Origin of the sequence: Mycolicibacterium flavescens (assembly GCF_001722335.1) — a bacterium.
Classification (GTDB): Bacteria; Actinomycetota; Actinomycetes; order Mycobacteriales; family Mycobacteriaceae; genus Mycobacterium; species Mycobacterium flavescens.
Genome location: NZ_MIHA01000010.1, coordinates 1 through 22039, shown reverse-complemented (window position 1 = coordinate 22039; position 22039 = coordinate 1). Strand labels below are relative to the sequence as shown.

At 66.8% G+C, this 22039-nt stretch carries 23 protein-coding genes and 1 pseudogene; 12 read left to right on the top strand and 12 right to left on the bottom strand.

All coding sequences use genetic code 11. The features are described 5' to 3' along the window. The first annotated feature begins 18 nt into the window (after positions 1-18). Genes BHQ18_RS14835 through BHQ18_RS14820 form a run of 4 tightly spaced genes read left to right on the top strand, consistent with a single transcriptional unit; the run spans position 19 to position 3341 of the window. Positions 19-609, top strand: a complete 591-nt coding sequence (locus tag BHQ18_RS14835) for a flavin reductase family protein (RefSeq protein WP_069414394.1) — start codon at positions 19-21, stop codon at positions 607-609. Further along, on the top strand, positions 606-1787 hold the full coding sequence (locus tag BHQ18_RS14830; protein ID WP_069414393.1) for an acyl-CoA dehydrogenase family protein: 1182 nt from the start codon (positions 606-608) through the stop codon (positions 1785-1787). The genes BHQ18_RS14835 and BHQ18_RS14830 overlap by 4 nt, the downstream gene beginning before the upstream one ends. Next, positions 1784-2872 carry a Gfo/Idh/MocA family protein gene (locus BHQ18_RS14825; RefSeq protein WP_069414392.1) on the top strand — a complete coding sequence of 363 codons (1089 nt, stop codon included), beginning with the start codon at positions 1784-1786 and terminating at the stop codon, positions 2870-2872. Before BHQ18_RS14830 ends, BHQ18_RS14825 begins: the two co-directional genes overlap by 4 nt. 19 nt (positions 2873-2891) lie before the next feature. Beyond that, a complete protein-coding gene (locus BHQ18_RS14820; RefSeq protein WP_069414391.1) occupies positions 2892-3341 on the top strand; it encodes a nuclear transport factor 2 family protein in 450 nt (149 codons plus the stop codon). A gap of 20 nt (positions 3342-3361) precedes the next feature. Here the strand turns inward: BHQ18_RS14820 and BHQ18_RS14815 are convergent, their stop codons facing one another. The 8 genes and pseudogenes from BHQ18_RS14815 to BHQ18_RS14790 all read right to left on the bottom strand — a co-directional run bounded on the left by BHQ18_RS14815 (position 3362) and on the right by BHQ18_RS14790 (position 10182). Continuing rightward, a complete protein-coding gene (locus tag BHQ18_RS14815) occupies positions 3362-4555 on the bottom strand; it encodes a cytochrome P450 (RefSeq protein WP_234794188.1) in 1194 nt (397 codons plus the stop codon). Next, positions 4552-5226: a DUF7064 domain-containing protein gene (locus BHQ18_RS14810; protein WP_234794187.1), complete on the bottom strand. Its 675-nt coding sequence runs from the start codon at positions 5224-5226 to the stop codon at positions 4552-4554. Before BHQ18_RS14810 ends, BHQ18_RS14815 begins: the two co-directional genes overlap by 4 nt. Before the next feature lie 33 nt (positions 5227-5259). Next, positions 5260-5508 (bottom strand): hypothetical protein, encoded by a 249-nt coding sequence (locus BHQ18_RS30500; protein ID WP_234794186.1) that lies wholly within the window; start codon positions 5506-5508, stop codon positions 5260-5262. Then, positions 5505-6521 (bottom strand): annotated as a pseudogene (locus BHQ18_RS14805) (phosphotransferase family protein); the annotation flags it as partial. The gene BHQ18_RS30500 and the pseudogene BHQ18_RS14805, both read right to left, overlap by 4 nt. Positions 6522-6548: 27 nt before the next feature. Then, positions 6549-6875: a protein kinase family protein gene (locus BHQ18_RS29130; protein ID WP_084294082.1), complete on the bottom strand. Its 327-nt coding sequence runs from the start codon at positions 6873-6875 to the stop codon at positions 6549-6551. Continuing rightward, on the bottom strand, positions 6872-7705 hold the full coding sequence (locus tag BHQ18_RS14800; protein ID WP_069414390.1) for an SMP-30/gluconolactonase/LRE family protein: 834 nt from the start codon (positions 7703-7705) through the stop codon (positions 6872-6874). Before BHQ18_RS14800 ends, BHQ18_RS29130 begins: the two co-directional genes overlap by 4 nt. A 90-nt stretch (positions 7706-7795) precedes the next feature. After that, on the bottom strand, positions 7796-8512 hold the full coding sequence (locus tag BHQ18_RS14795; RefSeq protein ID WP_205866105.1) for a spirocyclase AveC family protein: 717 nt from the start codon (positions 8510-8512) through the stop codon (positions 7796-7798). Between the two features lie 26 nt (positions 8513-8538). Continuing rightward, positions 8539-10182, bottom strand: coding sequence for a phosphotransferase family protein (locus BHQ18_RS14790; RefSeq protein ID WP_234794185.1), 1644 nt, complete (start codon positions 10180-10182; stop codon positions 8539-8541). Between BHQ18_RS14790 and BHQ18_RS14785 the strand changes: the two genes are divergently transcribed. Further along, entirely contained in the window at positions 10150-10641 is a 492-nt protein-coding gene (locus BHQ18_RS14785) for a TetR/AcrR family transcriptional regulator (protein ID WP_234794184.1), read from the top strand. The two genes, BHQ18_RS14790 and BHQ18_RS14785, sit on opposite strands and share 33 nt — an antisense overlap. Here BHQ18_RS14785 and BHQ18_RS14780 read toward each other — a convergent pair whose 3' ends face one another. Further along, a complete protein-coding gene (locus BHQ18_RS14780) occupies positions 10642-12183 on the bottom strand; it encodes an MFS transporter (RefSeq protein ID WP_069414388.1) in 1542 nt (513 codons plus the stop codon). A 92-nt stretch (positions 12184-12275) separates the two neighbouring features. Here BHQ18_RS14780 and BHQ18_RS14775 point away from each other — a divergent pair, with 92 nt between their 5' ends. Beyond that, positions 12276-12866 (top strand): TetR/AcrR family transcriptional regulator, encoded by a 591-nt coding sequence (locus BHQ18_RS14775; RefSeq protein ID WP_069414387.1) that lies wholly within the window; start codon positions 12276-12278, stop codon positions 12864-12866. Between the two features lie 73 nt (positions 12867-12939). Here BHQ18_RS14775 and BHQ18_RS14770 read toward each other — a convergent pair whose 3' ends face one another. The 3 genes from BHQ18_RS14770 to BHQ18_RS14760 are packed head-to-tail and all read right to left on the bottom strand — an operon-like array spanning position 12940 to position 16603. Then, positions 12940-13890 (bottom strand): VOC family protein, encoded by a 951-nt coding sequence (locus BHQ18_RS14770; protein ID WP_069414386.1) that lies wholly within the window; start codon positions 13888-13890, stop codon positions 12940-12942. Further along, on the bottom strand, positions 13890-15101 hold the full coding sequence (locus BHQ18_RS14765; RefSeq protein WP_084294079.1) for a CaiB/BaiF CoA transferase family protein: 1212 nt from the start codon (positions 15099-15101) through the stop codon (positions 13890-13892). The genes BHQ18_RS14770 and BHQ18_RS14765 overlap by 1 nt, the downstream gene beginning before the upstream one ends. After that, a complete protein-coding gene (locus BHQ18_RS14760) occupies positions 15098-16603 on the bottom strand; it encodes an aldehyde dehydrogenase family protein (RefSeq protein ID WP_069414385.1) in 1506 nt (501 codons plus the stop codon). The genes BHQ18_RS14765 and BHQ18_RS14760 overlap by 4 nt, the downstream gene beginning before the upstream one ends. 156 nt (positions 16604-16759) lie before the next feature. Here BHQ18_RS14760 and BHQ18_RS14755 point away from each other — a divergent pair, with 156 nt between their 5' ends. The 6 genes from BHQ18_RS14755 to BHQ18_RS14730 form a co-directional block, all read left to right on the top strand. Beyond that, positions 16760-17920, top strand: a complete 1161-nt coding sequence (locus tag BHQ18_RS14755; RefSeq protein ID WP_234794183.1) for an acyl-CoA dehydrogenase family protein — start codon at positions 16760-16762, stop codon at positions 17918-17920. Further along, complete coding sequence (locus BHQ18_RS14750; protein WP_069414383.1) at positions 17917-18903, top strand: acyl-CoA dehydrogenase family protein; 987 nt, start codon at positions 17917-17919, stop codon at positions 18901-18903. The genes BHQ18_RS14755 and BHQ18_RS14750 overlap by 4 nt, the downstream gene beginning before the upstream one ends. 8 nt (positions 18904-18911) lie before the next feature. Then, the gene (locus BHQ18_RS14745; protein WP_069414382.1) at positions 18912-20054 is read left to right on the top strand and encodes an acyl-CoA dehydrogenase family protein; all 1143 of its coding nucleotides are present in this window, start codon (positions 18912-18914) and stop codon (positions 20052-20054) included. 100 nt (positions 20055-20154) lie between these two features. Then, entirely contained in the window at positions 20155-20895 is a 741-nt protein-coding gene (locus BHQ18_RS14740; protein WP_069414381.1) for a FadR/GntR family transcriptional regulator, read from the top strand. Next, positions 20892-21731 (top strand): PaaI family thioesterase, encoded by an 840-nt coding sequence (locus BHQ18_RS14735; protein ID WP_069414380.1) that lies wholly within the window; start codon positions 20892-20894, stop codon positions 21729-21731. Before BHQ18_RS14740 ends, BHQ18_RS14735 begins: the two co-directional genes overlap by 4 nt. A gap of 115 nt (positions 21732-21846) precedes the next feature. Beyond that, on the top strand, positions 21847-22039 hold a 193-nt coding region (locus BHQ18_RS14730), incomplete at its 3' end, for a helix-turn-helix domain-containing protein (RefSeq protein ID WP_131815691.1).

Sequence of the window (22039 nt, the reverse complement as noted above, 5' to 3'; positions counted from 1 at the left end):
CGCGCAAAGAGGAGAACCATGGACATCGATGTCACCGCGGCCAACGCGGTACTGGCCGGGCTGCGCCCGTTTCCCGTCGCGGTCACCAGTATCGACGGCGATTTCGCCAACGGGCTGATGTCCCTGTCTGCCGGCGCGGCGAGCATCGTGCCGGAGCTGCCGCGGGCCACGGTGAGCTTGACGAAGTACAACCGAACTCACGACATGTTGATCAACTCCGGCGTTTTCGTCATGCACATGCTGTCGGCCGGCGAAGACGAGATCGACAAATCGATCGAGATTCTGATGACGCTCGGCGGGAGCTCCGGCCGTGACGGTGACAAGATCTCCAAGCTGCGCACCAAGCCGGGGGTGACCGGCGCGCCGATCCTTCTCGACGCGCACAGTTACGTGGAGTGCCGCATCACGGGATCGCTCGACAACGACGAGAACACCATCTTCGTCGGCGACGTGGTCGCCGCCGAGGTCTTCAGCAGCGCCAAGCGCCTGCAGATCGGTCCGGCGTGGGCCAAGCTGCCGCCCGAGTGGATCGAGCGCTACGAAGCCAACCACGAACCGCAGCTGCAGAGCGCACGGGACCTGCGAGCGGCGGCTGCGCAGTCGTCGTGAGCGCCGACGACGCTCGCGTCACCGGCGCCTGGGAGCTACCGGAAGAGCTCGTACTGCTGCGCGACACGGTGCGGCGGTTCATGACGGCTCACGTCCACCCTATCGAGTCCACGCTTGCGCACGACGCCATCGGCCTGCCTCGCGAGCAACTGCTCGAACTGCAGAGCAAGGCCCGCGAGCTGGGGTTGTGGGCACTGCAGACCCCCGAAGAGTTCGGCGGTGCCGGTCTGAGCGTTCTCGGCCAGGTTGTCGTCGCCGAAGAAGCCGCCAAATGCCGTATGGGAGCGTTCTTCCCGGCGCTGGGCGCCTTCGGCGGGAACCCGCCGAATGTCATGTTCAAGGCGAGCGACGAACAGTTCGCCAAGTATGCCCAGCCGATCATCGACGGCACGATGACGAAGGCCTACACGGCGATCACCGAAGCCTCCGGAGGCTCGGATCCGGCGCGCGCCATCCAACTGCGGGCGGTCCGCGACGGCGACGCCTACGTGCTCAACGGTTCGAAGATGTGGATTTCGCATGCCCCCGGTGCGGATTGGGGCATCGTCTACGCACGTACCGGCGAGGGGCGCAACGGCATCTCGTGCTTCATCGTCGAAAAGGACACACCGGGCGTCAGTTTCAGCCGGATCGACGTGATGGCGTCCTTTGCCCCCTACGAGTTGCACTTCGCGGACGTCCGGATCCCGGTCGACCAACTCGTGGGCGAGGAGGGCCAGGGCTTCGCATTGGCCAGTGACTTCCTGGTGTACGGCCGCATCACCTACGCCGCCGGTCCGATCGGCATCGCCCAGGCAGCACTCGACCTCGCCTGCCAGTGGGCCAAAGACCGCGAAGTGTTCGGCGGCAAGCTCGCCGACAAGCAGGGCATCCAGTGGATGCTCGTGGACAGTGAAGTGGACCTGCGGGCGGCACGGCTGTTGGTGTATCAGGCCGCATGGAACGCCGACCTCGGCCGCAATGTCCGCGTCGACGCATCGATCGCCAAGCTCAACGGGACCGAAGCCGCCTATCGGGTGTTGGACCGATGCATGCAGATCCACGGTGCGCTCGGCCTTTCCACCGAACTGCCGCTGGAACGCTGGTTTCGCGATCTACGGGTCAAGAGGCTCGGTGAAGGCGCCACCGAGGTGCAGCGCGAAGTCGTCGCCCGCCAGCTACTACGGCCGAAGCGATGACGCTCCGCGTCGGGGTGATCGGGGTCGGGTGGGGCTCCCACGTTCAAGTCCCGGCGTTGCGTGCAGCGCGCGGCTTCGACGCCGTGGCCCTGTGTGCCCGCAACCCGGAACGGCTCGCGACGATCGCGGAGAAGGTCGGCATCTCCGACACCTCGACTGACTGGCAGTCGTTCGTCACCCGGGACGACCTGGATGTCATCTCGGTGGCGACACCCACCGTTCTGCACCGCGACATGACGTTGGCCGCGCTGGCTGCCGGGAAGGCGGTGCTGTGCGAGAAGCCGCTCGCCGGTGACCTCTCCGCCGCGCGCGACATGGTTCGCGCGGCCCGTCAGTCCGGACGACCCACCGCGTGCTGCTTCGAGAACCGGTGGAACCCGGACTGGCTCGCCCTCGCCGACACCGTGGGCTCGGGATTCCTCGGCAAGCAGTACGTCGCGCGGGTCAGCCGCAGCGCCTCCTATTGGCATCCCACCCGCGCACCGCAAGCGCGGTGGATGTACGACCGCGCGCAGGGTGGCGGCTACCTCGCCGGGATGCTGGTGCACGATCTCGACTTCGTGTGCAGCATCCTCGGGCGACCGGAAGCGGTGTGCGCCGAAGTGCGAACCAGCGAACCGGTGCGTCGTCTCCCCGACGGCGAGACGCTCGACGTGACCGCCGACGACACCGCTGCTCTGCTGATGCGAATGGAGTCGGGCGTGCTCGCTGTCCTGAGCATCTCGGTCATGGGCGCGCACGCCGACCACTATCGCCTCGAGTTGTTCGGCTCGGACGGCACCATCATCGGCGACGGTGACCTGCGCTCGACCGCGTACAGCATCGGCGCCGCCACCGATGACGGACTGCGACCCCTTCCGGTCAGCGACCGCGTTCCTGCGCATCCGGAGAACCTCCCGAAAGGCCTTGCCGGACATGCCAGCCGGGCGATGGCGCTGATGCTCGAGGACTGGTTGCCTGCATTCGACGGTGCGCCCAGCACAACCCCGACGTTCTCCGACGGCTTGCTCAGCCTCGCGATCATCGATGCGGCGCATCGCTCATCGCAGGGCGGCGGCTGGGAACCCGTCAACGTCACCGTCTAACTGTGCGAAGGGACACCCATTGACGCTCGATGAACTCCTGGCCCGAGAAGGTGTTCGGGACACGTACGCGCGGTACAACCACGCCGGCGATCGGGGCCGGCTGGAGGAGCTCGCGGACTGCTTCGCAGCTGACGGGGTCCTGGAGGTCAGGAACCGGTTCACGGCGACGGGACGCGACGAAATCGTCGACTCGCTGAAATCGGTCTCGGGTGAACTCACCCATCACGAGCCGCCGCCCGGTACGCGCCATATCGTCCGGCACTACGTGGCCAACCTTCTGTTCACCGACGTTTCGGCCACCCGCGTTGAATCAACCGCGTACTACGTGGTGTTCCTCGCCGATGCCGCCGACCACTGGGGACGCTACCGCGACGTCTTGGTTCCGGTCGACGGTCGGTGGCTCTTCGCCCACCGACTCGTGACGGTCGACGGCGGCCGGGCCGAGTCGCTGGCGCTGCTGAGAGGATGACCGCGCTGGGCAGTGTGCGGTCACCAGCGCAGCGGTAGGCACTCCAGGCTGTAGACCCCGCCGGTGTGCTCGACCACCTTCGACTCGTCGGCGACCTCGTAGTCCGGGATCAGCCGGTGCCATTCCTCGAGGGCGACCGTCAACTCCTGGCGCGCGAGATGTGAGCCCAGGCAGCGGTGCGGCCCGGCACCGAACGCGAAATGGCGGGGCCGCGGTGCGTCCAGATCGACTGTGCCGCCGCGCTCGTGCGCCTTCGGGTCGCGGTTGGCCATACCGAGCGGGAAGGCCACCATGTCGCCCTTCTTGACCGGGCAGCCGTGGAAATCCAGGTCCGTGGTGGCGATCCGGGCGGTCTGCACGATCGGATAGGCCCGCACCAACTCCTCGACCGCGAGCGGGATTCGCGAGGGATCCTCGACGAGCTTGCGCCGGTCATCGGGATGGGTCGCCAGGTGGTAGAAGGTGTAGGACAGTTGCGCGGCGACGGTATCCAGGCCCGCCATGAACAGCAGCAGCATGCACGACAGCAGGTCGCTCTCCGAGGGCTTCTCACCGTCGATCTCCCACTCGATCGCGTGGCTGACGATGTCGTCGCCCCGGGCGTCGGGGTTCTCGCGCTTCTCGGCGATCAGTCCGCCGAAGTACCCCATCACCTCCATCATCGCGCCGACCGCAATCGAGCGGTCCGGGTCGGTTTCCGCTGTGCCGTAGAGGATCTTCTCCTCCCACACCAGGAAGTCGTCGAGTTTGTCGATCGGCAATCCCATGATCTGCAGGAAGATCGTGGTGGGAAAGACCGCAGCGAAGTCGGCGTAGAAGTCGCAGGACCCCGCAGCCCGGAACTTCTCGATCAGATCGACGGCGAACGCCCGCTGTTGTGCCTCTTGACGTTTGACGCGCCCCGGTGAGAAGTACAGGCCCAGCACGTGCCGCCATTTCGTGTGGTCCGGCGGGTCGAGCATGATCGGGATCCACTTGTACTGCGGATCCGGTTCGATCGGCACCATCACCGCGTTCGAGAAATGCTCGGGATGTTGCAGACCGTCGAGGATCGCCTCGTGGTCGGTGAACACCCAGTACCCGTTCGCCTCGTCGCAGTGCAGGTACGGCCGGTTCTCCGCCTGCAGTGTGTCCAGTCGCCGGAAGTTCGCGCACGCCGGGTCCTTGCTGCGCATGTACTCGTAGCCGACCGTCGTGTCTGCCTTGACGTTCACTGGTTCCTCCCGGGTTGTGCGGTTCTGGCGGCCGAGCGCATCCGCCGCCAGTCATGGATCGACCAGACGTCCTGGTCCTCGCCGGCGAGCTGCTGTCCGTCGATGGTCCACGACAGCAGCGTGCAGGCGCAGATGTGGTTGCCCTGGGACAGCAGCAGCCGGCTCACACCGTCGGCGTGCCCGCTGACCTGTTGTCCGCCTTCGGTTTCCGCGTCGAAGTCGATCGCGGTGACCCAGCCCTCGACGGGATCGCGGTCGACGCGCCTTCTGCCGCTCACCAGCCGGTCGAGTCGGTCACCGCGGCGCAGATAACCGGAGTAGATCTCCTCGGCCGCGTCCTGGCCCGTCGGCGCGGTGTAGGTCAGCAGGCTCAGGTCCTGCGCGGCGGCCCACGTGTAACCGACCCGGCGGTATCCGCGCTCGTGCCGCGGCCCCCAGGAGCGGTCGCGCATCGCGAAGCAGTCGATCGCGATCCCTTCACCGTCGAGGGTGATTGCGCCGGTGACGCGACCGGTCTGATCGAAGTGGTGCGCCTTCGGGTACGGCGGCTCACCGGTGCGCAGCGGCACCGGCGGTTCCAGCGCGTCGAAGCGCAGTTCGGCCTGCATCCGGTTGCGGTCGTCGTAGATGACGTCGTAGCTCATCAGCGGTTCGCGCACCCGAACGCTCATCCCGGTGGCGAAATCGATTTGCGTCGAATTGATTTAGGTCGGCAGCTTCAGGTGCGCGAAGTACTTGTAGAACGGGGCGTCGATCGGATGCGGTGTGCTGCCGTCCCACAGCCACATCCTGCCCGCAGTGACGCCGGCGTTCTGCCGCACCGAGGCGTAGACCCAGCCGCCGATGGCGCGCTCCGGCGCGAAGAACGAGAACCAGAACGTCTCGGTCTCGTAGTGGGACTCCCCTGGCGGATGCAACATGTCATCGGCAGGGCCGAACGGGTTCTCGATCATCGCGCCTCGTCGGGCAACGGGTCGAACCGACGCTCGGCCAGGACACCCATCGCCGGGCGCATCAAGGCGAGCTGCAGATAGGCGCGGTCGCGCAGATACTCGACGAGCTGTTTGTGGCCCAGCGAGTCCGCGGTGATGGTGTCCGCCAACGCGCGGCGGCCCGTCGCGACGGTGGCCGGCCTCTTTCCGAGAAGCGCCTGCAGCCAGTCTAATTCGAGCTGTTCGGCCGCGCGCCCGGAGCGGTCGACCTCACGCAGATATTTGACGATGCGCGCCAGGCCCTTGCCGCGCAGTGCGGCGAAGGGATCGGACGTGCCGGGCACGATGATGTCGCGCAACTGGGCCAGCATCACGTCGTACAGCCACTGTTGTTCGCTGGGCTCGGCGTCGGGTTGGACGGATACGTCGTCGGTCAGCCCGTATTGTTCGGCGAGCGCGTCGGCGAACAGCCGGTTGTGCAGTGTCTCGTAGATGAGCAGGTTGCCGACCTCGGCGAGCGGGTCGAAGCTCACCGAACGCCGGAACCCCAGGATCACGACCTTGAGTTCGGCGAACAGCCGGTAGTAGCGCAACCGGTCGAGGTCGACGGCGATACCGGACGCGCGTTCGTAGTCGGCGAGGCGGTCTGCGAAGTCGGTGAACGGTTCCTGCACCGCCCGCAGGGCCAGCCAGCCGAGGTCGTCCATCGGATCACCGAAATGCGCCAGCTCCCAGTCCAGCACGGCGGTGATGCGCCCGTCGTGGTAGAGGAAGTTGCCGGGTCCGGTGTCGCCCTGCACGATGACCGGGGCGACGTCGGTGTCGGGGATGTTGGCCTTCAGCCAGGCGAGGCCGAACTCGACAGTCGGGTCCTTCGGCGGGTCGCCGAACCGGTACAGCCCCTCCCATCGGGCGATGTCCGCCTCGACGCAGGCGCGCACCGTATTCCGCGGTTCGTCGATGTCGACTTTCGCGGCGTCGAGGCGGTGCAGCGCGGCGAGTTTCGTCATGAATTCCCGTGCGATGGTGAGCCGTTGATCTTCGTCCGTGAGCCGGGAGAATCAGGTCTCCCCGCTCACCCGTTCGCAGAGCACCGCCTGCAGCTCGGGGTGAGAGCCGACGAGCCGCGGTACCGGTACTTCGGAGTCCTGCAGCGCGGCGTAGAAACGTGACTCGCGGTCAAGGGTGAACGGGTCGCCCGAGTCGGCGGGATCGGAGCGGTCGTATCGCAGGAAGAGTGGCTCGCTGACGCCGTCAGACCGGTGCACGTCGACCAGCCACGCCTCGCGCCGACCACCACCGGGGCGCCGTTGCGCCTCGACACCGTCAGCGCCGGTGATGTCCTGGATCCAGGAGATGATCTCCCGCGGCAGCGTGGCGGTCGTCATCGTGCCGCCACCTGGGCCCGTGCGGTGTCGATGCGGCCGCGGGAGTCGCCGCGAAAGAACCGGTTGAAATCGGTTTCGGCGGTGAGCAGGAACAGAGTGCACCCGTCGGGCCCGCCAAGCTCGACCGCGACCGCCCAGCGGCCCGGGGTGGGGATCGTCTCGCTGATGTCGCCGCCTTCGCTGACCCGGATGAACTTCTCCTCTTTGTAGCATCCCGCCCAGGCCGCTCCGGTCGGGTCGATCGCCAGACCGTCGGGGTGCATACCGGGAAGTTCGGCCCAGACACGCCGGTGGGACAAGGAACCGTCGGGACCGATGTCGAACGCCGTTATCCGTTGTGCGAACGTCTCATTCGCCAGGAGGACACGATCGTCGATGATCACCATCCCGTTCGGGAAGGCCAGTCCCTCGGCTTCGATGCTGACCGTGCAGTCCGCAGCGACGCGCGCGATCTTGCCGGCTGCCGCCTCGGTGTTCGGGCCCATGACTCCGACCGCCCCGACGTACGCGGATCCGTCAGTGGCGACCACCATGTCGTCGAGATGCCCGTCGACCATCGCGCGCAGGTCGGCATGGACCTCTAGACCGTTGCGGCGCAACGCATACAGCCGCGCGGTCTCGGTGCCGACGACCAGCGGTGTGCCGTCGGGCAGGAAGCCCAGCCCGCCGGGCATCTCGTCGAACTCTGCGACCGTGTCGACCGCGCCGGCCAGCGTCGTCGTGCACACCCGCCTGCCGATCATGTCGGTGAACCACAGCTTGTCGCCGCGCCACCGCGGTGCCTCGGGGAAGGCGAGGTCTCCGACCAACGGCGCGACGGAGAAGCTCATCCCCTCGTTTCTACCCCGTTCTCCTGGCGAGCAGACGCAAAGTGCCCGAAATTGTTCGCAAACAAGGGCACTTTGCGTCTGCTCGCGGGGTCAGGGCACCAGCGTCGACGGCTCGCCGAACGCCAGCCGGATCAGGATGCAGGGTGTCACCAGGAACAGCCAGTAGGTCACGTTGAACATCAAGACCCAGGCCAACACACGCAACGTGTCACGTCGGATACCTCTCGGCAGGTCCGGACTCGCGATCAGCGCCTCGAAGCGGGGACGTCCTCGGGCATTGGTCCAGCCGATCAAGAACGCCGTCACCGCGCCGAACAACCCGAACGGAATGTTCGGGTACAGCAGGGGCATCGTTCCCGCTTCCGAGTGCAGGGCCGGCCCGACCGTGTCGACATAAGACCAGAATCCGAGGGTCGCCACTGAGATGTACTCCATCACAACGTTGAAGGCGATCAGCACGGGCCCAGCGGTGAGCAGACTCAGAAGAAGTGGGTGGACGCGCGGCCACCGCCGACGCGCCCACCGTTGAAGTGCCAGCATTGCGAGAAACGCGGCAGTCATGAACACCGGATAGGACCACAGGTTCATCGCGGGTTTGTCAGGCGTCGTCAACGGCGTCGTACCCCAGGGAAGCATGCGGTAGTCGGGGTTCCACATCAGGTAGGCGCCCCAGTCGGCATAGAACTCCTGCCAGAAGATGCTGAACCCTGCGACGGCAAGTAATCCGACCAAGCCGATTTCACGGCGTCGTCTGGTGTCGATGACGATCCAGATCATCAACACTACGAAAGCGGCCAGCATGAACACTTCGAAATAGACGGGACTGACCACGGTCATCGGCTCCTACGTTGCGGCGTCTCGGGCGGGTAGGGCGTGAACGGTTGACACACGTGGTGGGCGACCATGGCCGAGCCCGGCGGCCCCAGCGAAGCTTTGTGCCTGATCAGCCGGCGGTAGAAGAGCTGGCAGAGTTGTGCGTCATGGTGGCCGTCGTCGTCGAGGACGAACCTCTCCAGCGCGGCGTCACCGTCCTGCCAGGTCCCGGGGCGGTGCCCGAGAAGCGGCACGAGGTCGTCGAGATCGGCGTTGGTGACTTCGGCGCCGATCTCGTCTTCGCGTTGCAGGTAGCGGGCCAGCCGGAACGCGACCCGGAGCCGGTAGCGGGCGTACTCGTCCTCACTGCCGGGGTCGCGCAACATTTCGACGAGTTGGCGGTGCGCGGTCGCTGCCCTGGTGGGGGGCACGTCGGGAGTATCGGGTGGTTCGAGGTCGAGTCCGATGCGCTCGGCGAGCGCCTCCATCGCATGCAGGTTCGTCTCGCTGCACCAATGCAAGTTGGTCATGTAGTCCGACTCCGGTGACGGATCGTTGAGCGAGTTGCGGAATGCGAGCTCATTGGTGAGCGTGAATGCGATGTGGTGCAGTTGGACCGCGTCGATGTCGACCGGGTAACCGCCGGCACGCTCGTACTCTGCGTAGAGGGTGTTGAAGTCACCGAAATGCAGAACGGTGTCTCGCATTCGGGGCGCAGCCAGGTCCATCATCGGGTCGCCGATGTGTCCTGCCTCCAGATCGAGCAGGGCGACGAACCGGCCGTCCTTCTGATGCAGTTGCCCTGAGTCCCACACGATGGCCGACTCTCGGCCGCGACTGTCGACGGGATGGCGCCTCAGCCAGCCCAACACGAACTCGAGCAGCGGATTAGGCGCGTTCTTGCCGGCTCGCCAAACCTCTTCGAATCGTTTCATACCGAGACGGCCCGATTCGGCGGGAGAGGACGCGCGGTAAACCCCTGCATCGACGAACGGCTGCAGCGGAAGTCGGTGCAGTTCGGCCAGCGCGGCCATGTAGTCGCGCATGACTGCGTCACGCTGATCGGTGGTCAGCCCATCGAAACCCGGTTGACCGTCAACACGCTCCATGACGTAGGCGGGCAGCTCGTCGATCCACCCGTACACCGAAGGCACGGGGATACGGTGCGCGCCCATCACGCGCTGCAGCGCCATCTCGTGGCTGAGGGGGAACTGCATCGGAATACCGGCCCCACGTTCGCCGCGAACGACGACACCGAGTGCTTCTCCGTTACGCTCGACATCCACGAACCATGTTGGTCGCCAACGCGATTGGCGCGTCATTGACGTGACGCGCCCTCCGACCTCTTGCGTGATCCAGTCCGAGATCACGGCATCCGTCTTCGACATCGTCGCCTTTCGCCGGTCGAGTTCCGACATTTGAATATTTTTGTCGGACTTCCAACAACGTAAACTTTTTGTTGGATCATGACAAGATTGGGGTACGGTCGGCAGGACATGACAGCTCGAACCGATCCGAAGCGGGCCGGCCCCTGGGGCGCGGATACCCCCGTCGATGAGGAGCAGGCACGAGACCGGTTGCTTCTGGCAGCCGAGAAATGTTTCGCTGAGCGTGGTCCGTCCCGTACTCGGATGAGTGAGATCGCCCAGGCAGCAGGGGTACACCGGTCGACGCTGTACTACTACTTCCCGAGCAAGAACGCGGTCCTGGCAGCATCGTTGATTCGCGGGTTGGCCAAGACTATGAAGTCGACCGAGTCACTGTGGAACACCGATGAACCGTTCCTGGAGCGTCTGGTTCGAGTTTGTCTGGCCGGTAACGAAGCAGCGCGCGCTTCCGCCACCCTGCGCACCCTCATCGACAGCACCGAGGCTGGCCACACGTACCGAGCCGTCGAAACATCGGTTCTGTGGCAGGACGCGCTCATCAAAGCGCTGGGGCAGCGCCTCGCCGAGGCAGCCGCGGCCGGTGAGATCCGCACCGACGTCGGGCCAGAAACGTTGGCGCGGTGGATCGCCCGGGTCAATTTCAGCTTGATGGCCGAACCTGGTAACCCCTTGGACGGCGGCGACGAGGGCATCCTGCGAACCTTCCTGGCCGCGTCACTCATGCCGCGTAGATGACTACCCGACGGGAATTGGTCGCGCTTCCACGTCCTCCCGCTTCGCGTGCCGTCCGTAGGCCGCGGGTTCGCGCTCCGGTATCCACAATGCGAGCACCAGGGCGCTGGCGGCCGTCACGAGGGACAGGACCAACGCGGCGTTGGAGTGGCCGTCCACGAAGGCGGCCTGGGCAGCCTCGGACAACCGTGCACCCGCTGCGCCGAGGGTCTGCGCTACCTCCAACGCGGCTGCGGGCGAATCCGCGGCCGCGCCTCTCGCCGACGCCGGCACATGTTCGAGCGCCGATGCGATCCGGTTCGAATACCCGGTCGCGAGAATGCTTCCCGCAACAGCGATCCCGATCGCGGCACCCACCTCCCGGGCCGCGTCGTTGACTGCCGCCCCGACGCCATGGTCGTCCGCCGGGGTCGCGGTCATGATCGCGGTGGTCGCGGGCGCCATGCACAGGCCCATCCCGGCGCCCAAGAGCAGCAGCGGCCACAGAACGTCGAGGTAGACGGCGTCGACGGTCAGCCTGCTCGTCAGATACAGCCCGGCCGCGACGAGCAGGAAGCCCGGGACGGTGAGCAGTCGCAGACCCACGCGAGGCTCCAGCCACGGAGCCAGCACCGAAATCCCCACCAGCGGAACTCCCAACGGTGCGATCGCGACAGCCGATTCCAGTGCCCCGTAGCCGAGAATCAGCTGCAGGTACTGCACGATCAGAAACGCCAGGCCGAACATGACCAGGAACTGCAGGCCCACCGATAGTGCGGCGCCACCGAAGATGCGGTCGCCGAACAACCGCAGGTCGAGCAACGGATGCTCGATACGCAGTTCGACGGCCCCGAACACGAGCGTCGCGACGGCACCACCGGCGAAGAGCATGAGCACCACCGGGTCGGCCCACCCGCGCGAGGGAGCCTCGATGAGTCCGACGACGATCAACGCGATCGCCGCCACCACCGCCGCCGACCCGACGATGTCCATCCGGCGCCGGACCTCCTGGCGGGACTCGGGAACGGTGCAGGCCGCGAGCAGCAGTGCCGCGCCCGCTACGGCGAAGGCGATGAAGATCGACGTCCAGGACCACCAGCGCAGCAGCATCCCGGAGCACAGAAGTCCGATGATGGCGCCCGATCCCGCAACACCGGCCCACATGCCCACCGCACGGCCGCGGTGTGCGGCAGGGAATGTCGCGGTCATGATCGACAGAGTCGACGGCATCATCAGTGCCGCACCGGCACCGGCAAGCGACCGCGAGGCGATGATCCATGTGGGGTCCGAGGCGAACAGCGGGATGAGCGACGCGCCTGCAAACACCGCCAGCCCGACGGCGAGCACCCTACGACGCCCGTAGCGGTCGCCCATCGCGCCGGCCGGCAGCAGCAGACATGCCAGGACCAGGGTGTACCCGTCGACGACCCACGTCAGCTGGGTCTGGGTGGCGCCGGTCTCGGTGGCTATCGGCGCCAGCGCGGTGTACAACGCCGCCATGGATCCGACGACCAACGCGACCGTCAGGCAGGAGACCGCAAGGGTCCACTTCTCTCGCGCGGACAACCTCGATACCGTCAAATGACACTCCCGCCAATAAGCTACTTTCCGTAGCGCTACGCTACTATGAGTAGCACACTGGGAACAAGGAGGGCGACATCGCGACTGAGACCGCCTCCGACGACGACATCGACCCGCGGCGCCTGCGCTCTCGCGCGCGACTGCTGGACGCGGCGGCGCGCCTGCTGTCGACCGGCGGCGTGGAAGCCGTCACGGTCGATGCGGTGACGCGGGCATCCAAGGTGGCCAAGACCACGCTCTATCGTCATTTCGACAGCGCGACAGAGCTTCTCGCCGCCACGTTCGAGCGGGTTCTGCCTCAGGTCACTCCGCCTCCGGCGACCGGAACCGTTCGCGAACAACTGGTCGAGTTGCTCAGCCGGCAGGCCACCCTGCTGCACGAGGCCCCGCTGCACCTCACACTTCTGGCCTGGGTGTCGCTGGGTCCGGCGGACGACGGCTCGCGAAGCTCACTGCGCGCACAGGTGATCGAGCAGTACCGTCAGCCGTTCGACCGGCTACTCGACAGCCCCGAGGCCCGCGCTGAGCTCGGTGAGTTCGACCTGTCGCTGGCCTTGGCACAACTGCTGGGCCCGTTGATCTTCGGGGTGATGACCGGCATCCGCACCATCGACCGCGACGACTGCGTCCGCATCGTCGACGACTTCTTCGCCACCCACAGGGGCTGAGTAACCCTGGCGAGCAGACACAGAATCGCATAGATCTGCGCCGAAGAGTGCGATTCTGCGTCTGCTCGGCCTACTAGCGCGAGAAGAACTTCAGCGGGCGCTCGACGAACTCGAACACCACCCCGTCCGGCGAGCGCAGGAACGCGATGTACAACCCGTCGATCTTGGTGCCCGGCAGCGGGCACCACACCGGATCGCCGCACCGTTCGACCGAACCCGGCGTGGCGGCAAGCGCCTTCTCGACACTCTCGACGCGCAAGGCGCAGCGGTAAAGCCCCTGGCGGTTGCCGCCCCACGGCACAGGGTCCTGTCCCGCAGTTGCCGGATGCGAGACCACCGAAACGGTGAACCGGTCGGCGTCCTCGGGTAGCGCGAACCGCGCGACCGTGCATTCGACCGCCTCGTCCGTCGCGTCCGGCGCCAGTTGCTGCCCGGTGACCGGCATCAGTGCCGGCGCCGAGACCTGCACGAAACCGATCGCGGTCAGGAACTCGGCCGTGGCCACCGCGTTGATGGCCGCGATCCGGATCCCACCGAACAACGCACCCTTGGACGCATCGACATCACCTGGCGCCTGGGCCAACTCGACGATCACACCGTCCCCGTCGATCGCCAGCACCGACTTGGTGCCGGAGATCAACCCGTCCACCGGGTCGCCCACCGTCGCTCCGGCATCCCGCAGCGCGGCAGCGGCGGCGTCGAGGTCGGCCACCCACATCAGCGCCGACCGGATACCGGGCCGCGTCGGCTCAACCCGGTTGTCCCGCAGAAGCTCCGGCTTCTGATACTCGATCGCCTCCAGCGCGCAGCCGTCGCGGGCGCCGCGGGAATCGTAGAGAAATGCTGTCTCGCAATAGGTTTCGTCGTCAATGCCCAGAATCGCGCCGTTGGTCGCCACCGACGGATCCGTCCGCATCCGCGCCGACAGCCCGAGCGCCCCGGCATACAGCTTCTCGGTCGCGTCGAGCGACGTGCAGTTCAGGTTGACGTGCAGAAACCGCCGTGCGAGATCGTCAGAAGCCACTACAGCGCAACCGATTTGATCTTGAGGTCGATGATGCCTTCCTCGTCGTACCCGAGTTCGGCGAGAAGCTCGTCGGTGTGCTCACCGTGTCCCGGCGCGCACCGCAGCGACAGCGGGGTCTCGTCGAACTGCACGGGACTGGCCGCCAGCGCGAACTCGTTGCCGTTGGCATCGGTGGTGCGCGGCAGGTACCCGTTGGCGATCGCCTGCGGGTCGTCGTGGATCTCGCGGGCGGTGCGCATCACGTCCCACACCCCGTCGAAACCCTCGAACGCCTTCTCCCAGTGCGCAAGATCCTGCGAGCCGATCGTCTTACGCAGTTCGACGATGCACTCGGCACGGTTCTCGAAACGCACCATCGCGTTGGCGAACCGCTCGTCGTCGATCAGGTCGGTGCGGTCGATCCGGGTGCAGAAGTCGGCCCAGAAACGGTCGGCCTGCAACAGCACGAACGCGATGTGGCGACCGTCGCGCGTCTGGTACATGCTGGCCACCGGGTTCGGCATCTCCGGCAGGTGGAACTTCGGAATGTCGACTCCGGTAACCCCGGCGCCCACCACGTCCAGACCCAGCTGCCAGATCGCCGCACCGAGCAGCGACACGTCGACCACCGACGGCTCGCCGGTGCGTTCGCGCTTGAACAACGCACCGGCGATGCCGGAGGCGATTGTCAAGCCGCCGTAGACATCTCCGAACGCCGGCCGTTGGATCGGCGGATACGAGCCGTCGCCGGCGGCGTACGCCTCACCGATGCCGCCACGCGACCAGTACGCCGCGAGGTCGAAGCCGCCCTGCGTCGCGAGATCGCCCTTGGTTCCGTACCCGTGCCCGCGCGCGTAGATGATCTTCGGGTTGCGCGCGCGCACCTGTTCGACGTCGATCCCCATGCGCTGCCGCGAGTCGGGCAGCAGGTTGGTCAGGAACACGTCGGCGGTCTCGACGAGCTTCATCAACACCTCGAGACCCTCCGGGGTCGACGTGTCAAGACCGATGCTGCGCTTGCCCCGGTTCGGCTGTTCGATGAAGTGGTTCACCCCGCCCGCACCGGCGACGATCCCCGAACTCACCAGTCCGCGTTGCGGATCGCCGGTTTCGGGGTGCTCGACCTTGATGACGTCGGCGCCCCAGTCGGCCAGCACGGCACCGGCCGCGGGCACGAAAGTCCATGCGGCGATCTCGATTACCCGGACGCCTTCGAGAATGTCGGTCACTGTGCTGACTCCAAGGGGTAGGCGATCGTTTTGGTCTGCAGGTACTGTTCGAAGCCCTCGTGCCCGTTCTGGCGTCCGATGCCACTCATCTTGTACCCGCCGAACGGGGCGTCGGCGCCGTAGAAGATGGCACTGTTGACACACACCGACCCGGTGCGGATGCGCCGGGCGACGGCCATGGCACGTTCGTTGGAGCCCAGCACCGTGCCGGCCAGACCGTACTGCGAGTTGTTGGCGAATTCGACGGCCCCGTCGTCGCCGCCGTCGTACGGGGTGATCGACAGCACCGGCCCGAAGATCTCCTCCTGGAAGATCGTGTGGTCCGGTTCGACGTCGGCGACGACGGTGGGCGCCACGAAGTAGCCGCGGTCCAGTCCCTCGGGGACGCCGCCGCCGACGGTCACCCGGCCGCCGTCGCGCTTGGCGATCTCGATGTAGTTCAGCACTCGTTCACGCTGTTTGGCCGACACCAGCGGTCCGCAGAACGTGTTGGGATCGGCGGGGTCGCCGACGGACAGGGCACCGAAGGTGGCGGTCGCCACCTCGACGGCCTGGTCGTACAGCGCACGCGGCACCAGCATCCGGGTGGTCAACGCGCAGCCCTGGCCGGAATGCATCAGCGCGCCCATACAACCGGGCAGCGCCGTCTCCAGGTCGGCGTCTTCGAGCAGCAGATACGCGGATTTGCCGCCGAGTTCGAGCATGTTGCGCTTCATCGTGTCGCCCGACAGCCGCTGGATCAGCTTGCCGACCGCCGTCGACCCGGTGAACGACACCATGTCGATGCGCGGGTCGGTGGCCAGCATCTGGGCGATGTCGTTGTCCGACGTCGGGACGATGTTCACCACACCGGCGGGGATGTCGGTCTTCTCGGCGATGATCCGGCCCCAGCGCAGCGCGCTCCACGGCGTCTCCATCGCGGGCTTGAGCACCATGGTGTTGCCGGTGGCCAGGATCTGGCCCATCTTGTTGCTGATGATCTCGAACGGGAAGTTCCACGGGGTGATCGCGCCGACCACTCCCATCGGCTCTTTGACCACGACCCGGTTGTACGGGACGCCCATCTTGGCGTCCTGGTCGAGCATCCGCTCCCACGGGAACTTCGAGATGTACTCGGCCGGCCACTTCACCGCGTCCGCCAGCGGCCACTCCATCTGCGCGATGAAGGTCATGCCCACCGTCGAGCCGACCTCGGCGATCAACTCGGCGCGGATGTCCTCCTTCTCCTCCTGCAGCGCGTTGTGCAGCTGCATCAGGCAGTGCTGGCGGAACTCGTGGTTGGTCGCCCAGTCGGTGGTGTCGAACGCGCGGCGCGCGGCGGCGATGGCCTGCTCCATGTCGTCGGCACCGGCGTCGGTCGCGGTACCCAGCACCTCCTCGGTCGCCGGGTTGATGTTGTCGACCGTCCTCCCGGTCGCCGAATCACGCAGTTCACCGTCGATGTAGAGGCGGGTCTCCGGGTTGAACTGGACGGTGCTGGCATCGACTGGCGAAGCCGTCATTGGCGCTCCTTCTCGCTGGACTGTCGTCGCGCGTTAGTGTACCTCTTATAGATAATTGTTTAGCTGATTCGCGCCGCAGGCCGAACCGAAGATCGAAGAAGGGGGTGGCGCACATTGTCGGCGCCCAGCGACCCCGCCCCGAACAGTAGCGACTACGTGTCCGATGTCGCCGCGTTCCGCCAGGATTTCCGGCAGTATCTGCGGCGCCTCGACTGCGCCGACGCATGGCGCTCCGCGGCGTTCCCGTCCGCCGAGGAGGGGCTCGCGCACGACGCCACCGTGATGGCGCGACTGCACGCCGACAACTGGATCCGCTACGGCTGGCCGGAGGTGGTCGGCGGGCTGGGCGGCACCGAGATCCACCGCGCGGTGCTCTACGAGGAGCTCGGCCAGGCGATGCTGCCGATCCCCGCCCAGGCCTGGACGCTGGAGGTGATGGCGCCCGCGACCCTCAAGTTCGCCCCGCACCTGGCCGGCGAGTACCTGCCGAACTATCTGAACGGGTCCGAGTGGTGGGGGCAGGGCTTCTCCGAACCCGATTCCGGCAGCGACCTGGCGTCGCTGCGCACCCGCGCCACCGAAGACGGCGACGGCTTCGTGGTCAACGGGCAGAAGATCTGGACCAGCCAGGGCGGCACGGCCAAACGACTCTGTGTGCTGGTGCGCACCGGAACCCCGGAGAGCAGGCACCGCGGCCTGTCGATGCTGCTGATCGACACCGACGCACCCGGCCTCACCGTGCGCCCGATCGCGCTGGCCAGCGGGCGTCGCGAACTGGCCGAGGTGTTCTTCGACGACGTGCGCGTGCCCGCGAACCGTCTGGTGGGCGAGGTCGGCGGCGGCTGGGCCGTGACCATGTTCCTGATGCAGTACGAGCGCGGCATGTACGGCTACGCAGCACTGAACAAGGTGTTGATGGAGCTGGGCCGGCTACGCCAGTACATGGTGGACCGCGCCGTCGGGCAGGCCGCGCGGGAACGGTTCGCCCGCGTGTACGTCGACGTCATCACCGCGCAGGCGCGCGCCGCCACCACCGTTCGCAAACTGGCGGCCGGGGAAGCGGTCGGCCCGGAGAGCAGCATCGACAAACTCCTGTGCAGCGAGGCCGAACGCGCGGTCAACGACCTGATCCTCGACGTGGCGCGCGACCACATGATGGTCAACGCCGCCGGCGCCGAGGCCGCCGAACTCGACACCGCACGCGCCGAGTGGTGGTACTCGCGGGCCGCCACGATCATGGGCGGCACCGCCGAGGTGCAGCGCGGCATCATCGCCGACCACATACTGGGCCTGCCGAAGGAAAGGCGCGCGTCATGACCCCGCGGCACGAACCCGACGAGTCGTGGCCGATGGTCGAGGAGGCGGTGTTCCGGCTGTTCGACGAGATCGCGAACAAGCAGGACCACGTCGTCATCGAGCCGCTGCTGGCCGACCTGGGCTGGGCCGAGATCGAGGCCGAGTACCCGGTCGAGGCGTGCGCGGTGCTGTTCCGCGCCCAGGGCCGCTCGCTGGCGCTGACCGACGCGCTGGACCGGGTCATGCTGGCCGAGCTGGCGTCGCTGCTGGACTCCCCCGTCGACTGCGTCGTCCTACCCGGGTTTGCGCAGGGTTCGGGGCCCAGCTCCAACGAGGGCCAGGTCAAGGGCATCGTGCTCGGCCCGCTGCGCGGCCGCGTCGCGGTCCCGGTCTCGGGGGCGATGGGCACGGTGTCGGTGACGGTCGTCGAATCCGACCAGCTGCGCGGCGAACGGCTCGACACATTCGACAGCTCGGTCATCTGGACCCGGGTCGAAGGCGCCACCGACGGCGAGCTCGTCGACGCGTCCACGGAGTGGGGCCGCGCGATCGCCGCCGCGCACCGCTCACTGGCCACCGAACTTGTCGCGCTGGCCGACCGGGCACTGCAGATCGCGGTCGAACACGTCAGTGTCCGAGTGCAATTCGGTTCGCCGATCGGCGCTCTACAGTCGCCCCGGCACGCACTCGCGGCGGCCGCCGCCAAACTGGAAGGCGCCCGCGCGTTGCTCGACGACTCGTGGCGCTACGGCGGTGTGCTGTCGGCCCAGACCGCGAAGGTCGCCGCCGGGCGCGCACACCGCGCGGTCGCCGACGCGGTCCTGCAGGTGTGCGGCGCGGTGGGCCTGACCGCCGAGCACGATCTGCACCGGTACGTCAGGCGTGGCTTCCAGATCGACGCACTGTGCGGTTCCTACCTTCAGCTGGAGTCGGCGCTCGCCGACCGGCTCTTCGACATCTACGCGCCTGGCCGCGCGCTACCGGCAATCATCAACCTGGACTGAGGACATTCATGCGCCGCAACATCTTCGAAGAAGTACACGACGACTTCCGCGCCACCGCGCGAGAGTTCTTCGAACGCCACTGTGTGCCCAACGTCGAAAAGTGGGAGCGCGACGGCAAAGTCAGTCGCGAGGCGTGGCTGGCCGCAGGCGAGCACGGCCTGATCGGCTGGGAATTCGACGAGAAGTACGGCGGCTTGGGAGTCAAGGACTTCCGGTTCAACCAGATCATCTCCGAAGAGTTGTTCATGACCGGTTCGGTCGGCATCGGCCTCGGTGTGCAGAACGACATCCTGATGCCGTACATGAACCACCTGACCACCGAGGAGCAGAAGGAACGGTGGCTGCCGAAGTTCATCTCCGGCGAATACATCGGTTCGATCGCGATGTCGGAACCCGCCGCGGGTTCGGACCTGGCCGGCATCAAGACCACCGCGCGTGACGAGGGCGACCACTGGGTGGTCAACGGGCAGAAGACCTTCATCAGCAACGGCCTGCTGTCCAAGTTGGTGCTGACCGCGGTCAAGACCGACCCGGCGGCCGGCCGAAAAGGCATCAGCCTGCTGATGATCGAGGACGGCATGGAGGGTTTCACCCGCGGCCGCAAGCTCGACAAGATCGGCCAGTTCTCCGCCGACACCGCCGAACTGTTCTTCGAGGACGTCAAGGTGCCCAAGGAGAACCTCGTCGGCGAGCTCAACCGGGGCTTCTACCATCTGGTGTCGAACCTGCCGTTCGAGCGGGTCGGCGTGGCCTGCTACGCGCTGCCGGCCGCGCGGCGGGCGCTCGACCTGACCAAGGCGTATGCGTTGGAGCGCACCGCGTTCGGGCAGCCGATCGGCAAGTTCCAGGTCAACCGGCATTTCATCGCCGAGATGCAGGTCAAACTCGACGCCGCGCAGACCTATCTGGACCAGTGTGTGCTCGCGGTGAACGAGGGCACGCTGTCGGATGCCGACGCCGCCGGCCTCAAATGGTGGACGTCGGAGGTGCAGTGGGAGATCATCGACCGCTGCCTGCAACTTCACGGCGGCTACGGCTACATCAACGAGTACGAGGTGGCCCGACTGTGGCGCGACTCGCGGGTGCAGCGCCTGTACGCCGGCACCACCGAGATCATGAAAGACCTGATGGGACGAGCGATGGGCTACTGATGAGCTTGCTCACTGTGCGGGCGCGTACAGGTGTTGACTCAACGCACGTCGGTTAACCTGAGAAATAGTTAGTTGATTCCGAATACCGGTGGAGGACGATATGGAGGTCACCAGCCTTCGCGAGCCGAAGATGGCGGACCGGGTGGCCACTGTGCTCCGCCGCATGTTCATCCGCGGTGAGATCGCCGAAGGGACGATGCTGCCGCCGGAGTCCGAACTCATGGAACGATTCGGCGTGTCACGCCCGACGCTGCGCGAGGCGTTTCGCGTTCTGGAGTCCGAATCGCTGATCGTCGTCCAGCGCGGTGTGCGCGGCGGCGCCCGGGTCACCCGGCCGCGGCGTGAGACGCTCGCGCGCTACGCGGGGCTGATCCTCGAGTACGAGGGCGTCACGGTCAAGGACGTCTACGAGGCCAGGATGGCGCTCGAGACGCCGATGGTGCGACGGCTGGCCGAGGAGCGCGACCCCGCGGTCATCGCCGAACTGGAGAAGGTCGTCGAGACCGAGGCGCAGCTGGAGCCCGGCAGCGACACCGTCGACCAGCTGACCGATTTCCACGCCGCGATCGCCCGCCTGTCGGGCAACAAGACCCTGCAGATCGTCACGGACATGCTGCACCACATCGTCGAGAAGGCGAACCGGTCGTTGCAGCCCACCGAGGGCGCCCGCGCCGAGCAGGCCGTGCGGCGTTCGGCGAAGACCCACCGCATGGTCCTCGACCACATCAAGGCCGGCGAGGCCGACAAGGCAGCCGATCTCTGGCAGCGGCATCTGCAGAAGGCCGAGGAGTTCGTGCTCACCGGCGCCGAGATGTCCACTGTGGTCGATCTTCTCGAATGACGGCGGACGTGAGCCGGGGGCCGTCTCAAGACATCGAGACGCCGCTTCATCTGTTGCGCCGGTTCGGCATCGAGGTGTTGGTGGCCGACCAGCAGTCGGCCGTCGTGGAGATGTCGATGCCGCTGGCGGGCATGCGTAACCCATTCACGGGCCAGCCGACGATTGCCCCGCTCGGGCTGCTCGCCGACGCGGTCAGCGGTATGTCGAACCACTTCCGCCACCAGGGTGACGAGTGGACCGTGACCACCGAATTGACCGTCGAGCTGAGCCCGGAGGGCTGCGGAATGGCTACCGCGCACGGCGCACCGCCGGTGGTCGCGGCCGGCCGTCCGCTGGGGCCCCGCGACGCCGGATCGTCGCTGTCGGTGTACACGCTGTCGTGCGACGGGGTCGTCATCGGCGGCGGCACCGTGCGCTCCTACTTCCTGCAGCCGGAGACGGTCGACCTGAGTGAACCGGCGGAAACACTGAACCGGCACGAACACACGACGCTGGCGGAGCTGATGGCCGTCGAGCCGATGCCGGCCACCGACGACGTCCGGGTGCTGCGCCAGCACGCCGACCCGTTCCTGAACAACGCCGTCGGCATCGTCAACGGCGGAATCGCCTCGGCCGGTTTGGAACTCGCGGCCTCGGCGGCGGTCAACACCGGGGACGTGCCGATGCGCACTGCGTCGGTGCGGGTGAACTTCCTGCGACCCTTCCCGGCCGGTGAAACCTCGCGCTACGAAGCGACACCGCTGCGGGTGGGTCGCGGCACCGCCGTCGCCGACGCCCAGGCGATCGGCGACGACGGACGACCCGCGCTCGTCGCGCGGATCACCGCCTACCGTTAGCGATTTCGGCGTAGTCAGGCGCGCTCACCGCCATGTCGTGTTTGGGGACATCGCTGACAGGTGTATGTCTCGGGACATCGCTGACACCTGAGTAGGGGCCTGGGCAAGATGATCCATGGCTCAGAAGGTGGCGGCGATGGATCTTCGTATCGCGACGGCGGCGGCTGGACAGATCGACAATGTGTCGCAGTTTTGCCGCGATCATCGGATCAGTAGGCAGACGTTTTACAAGTGGCGCAGCCGCTTCAGCCAGGAGGGCCTGGCCGGTCTCGAGGAGCGCTCGCGCCGGCCGCTGTCCTCACCGGGCC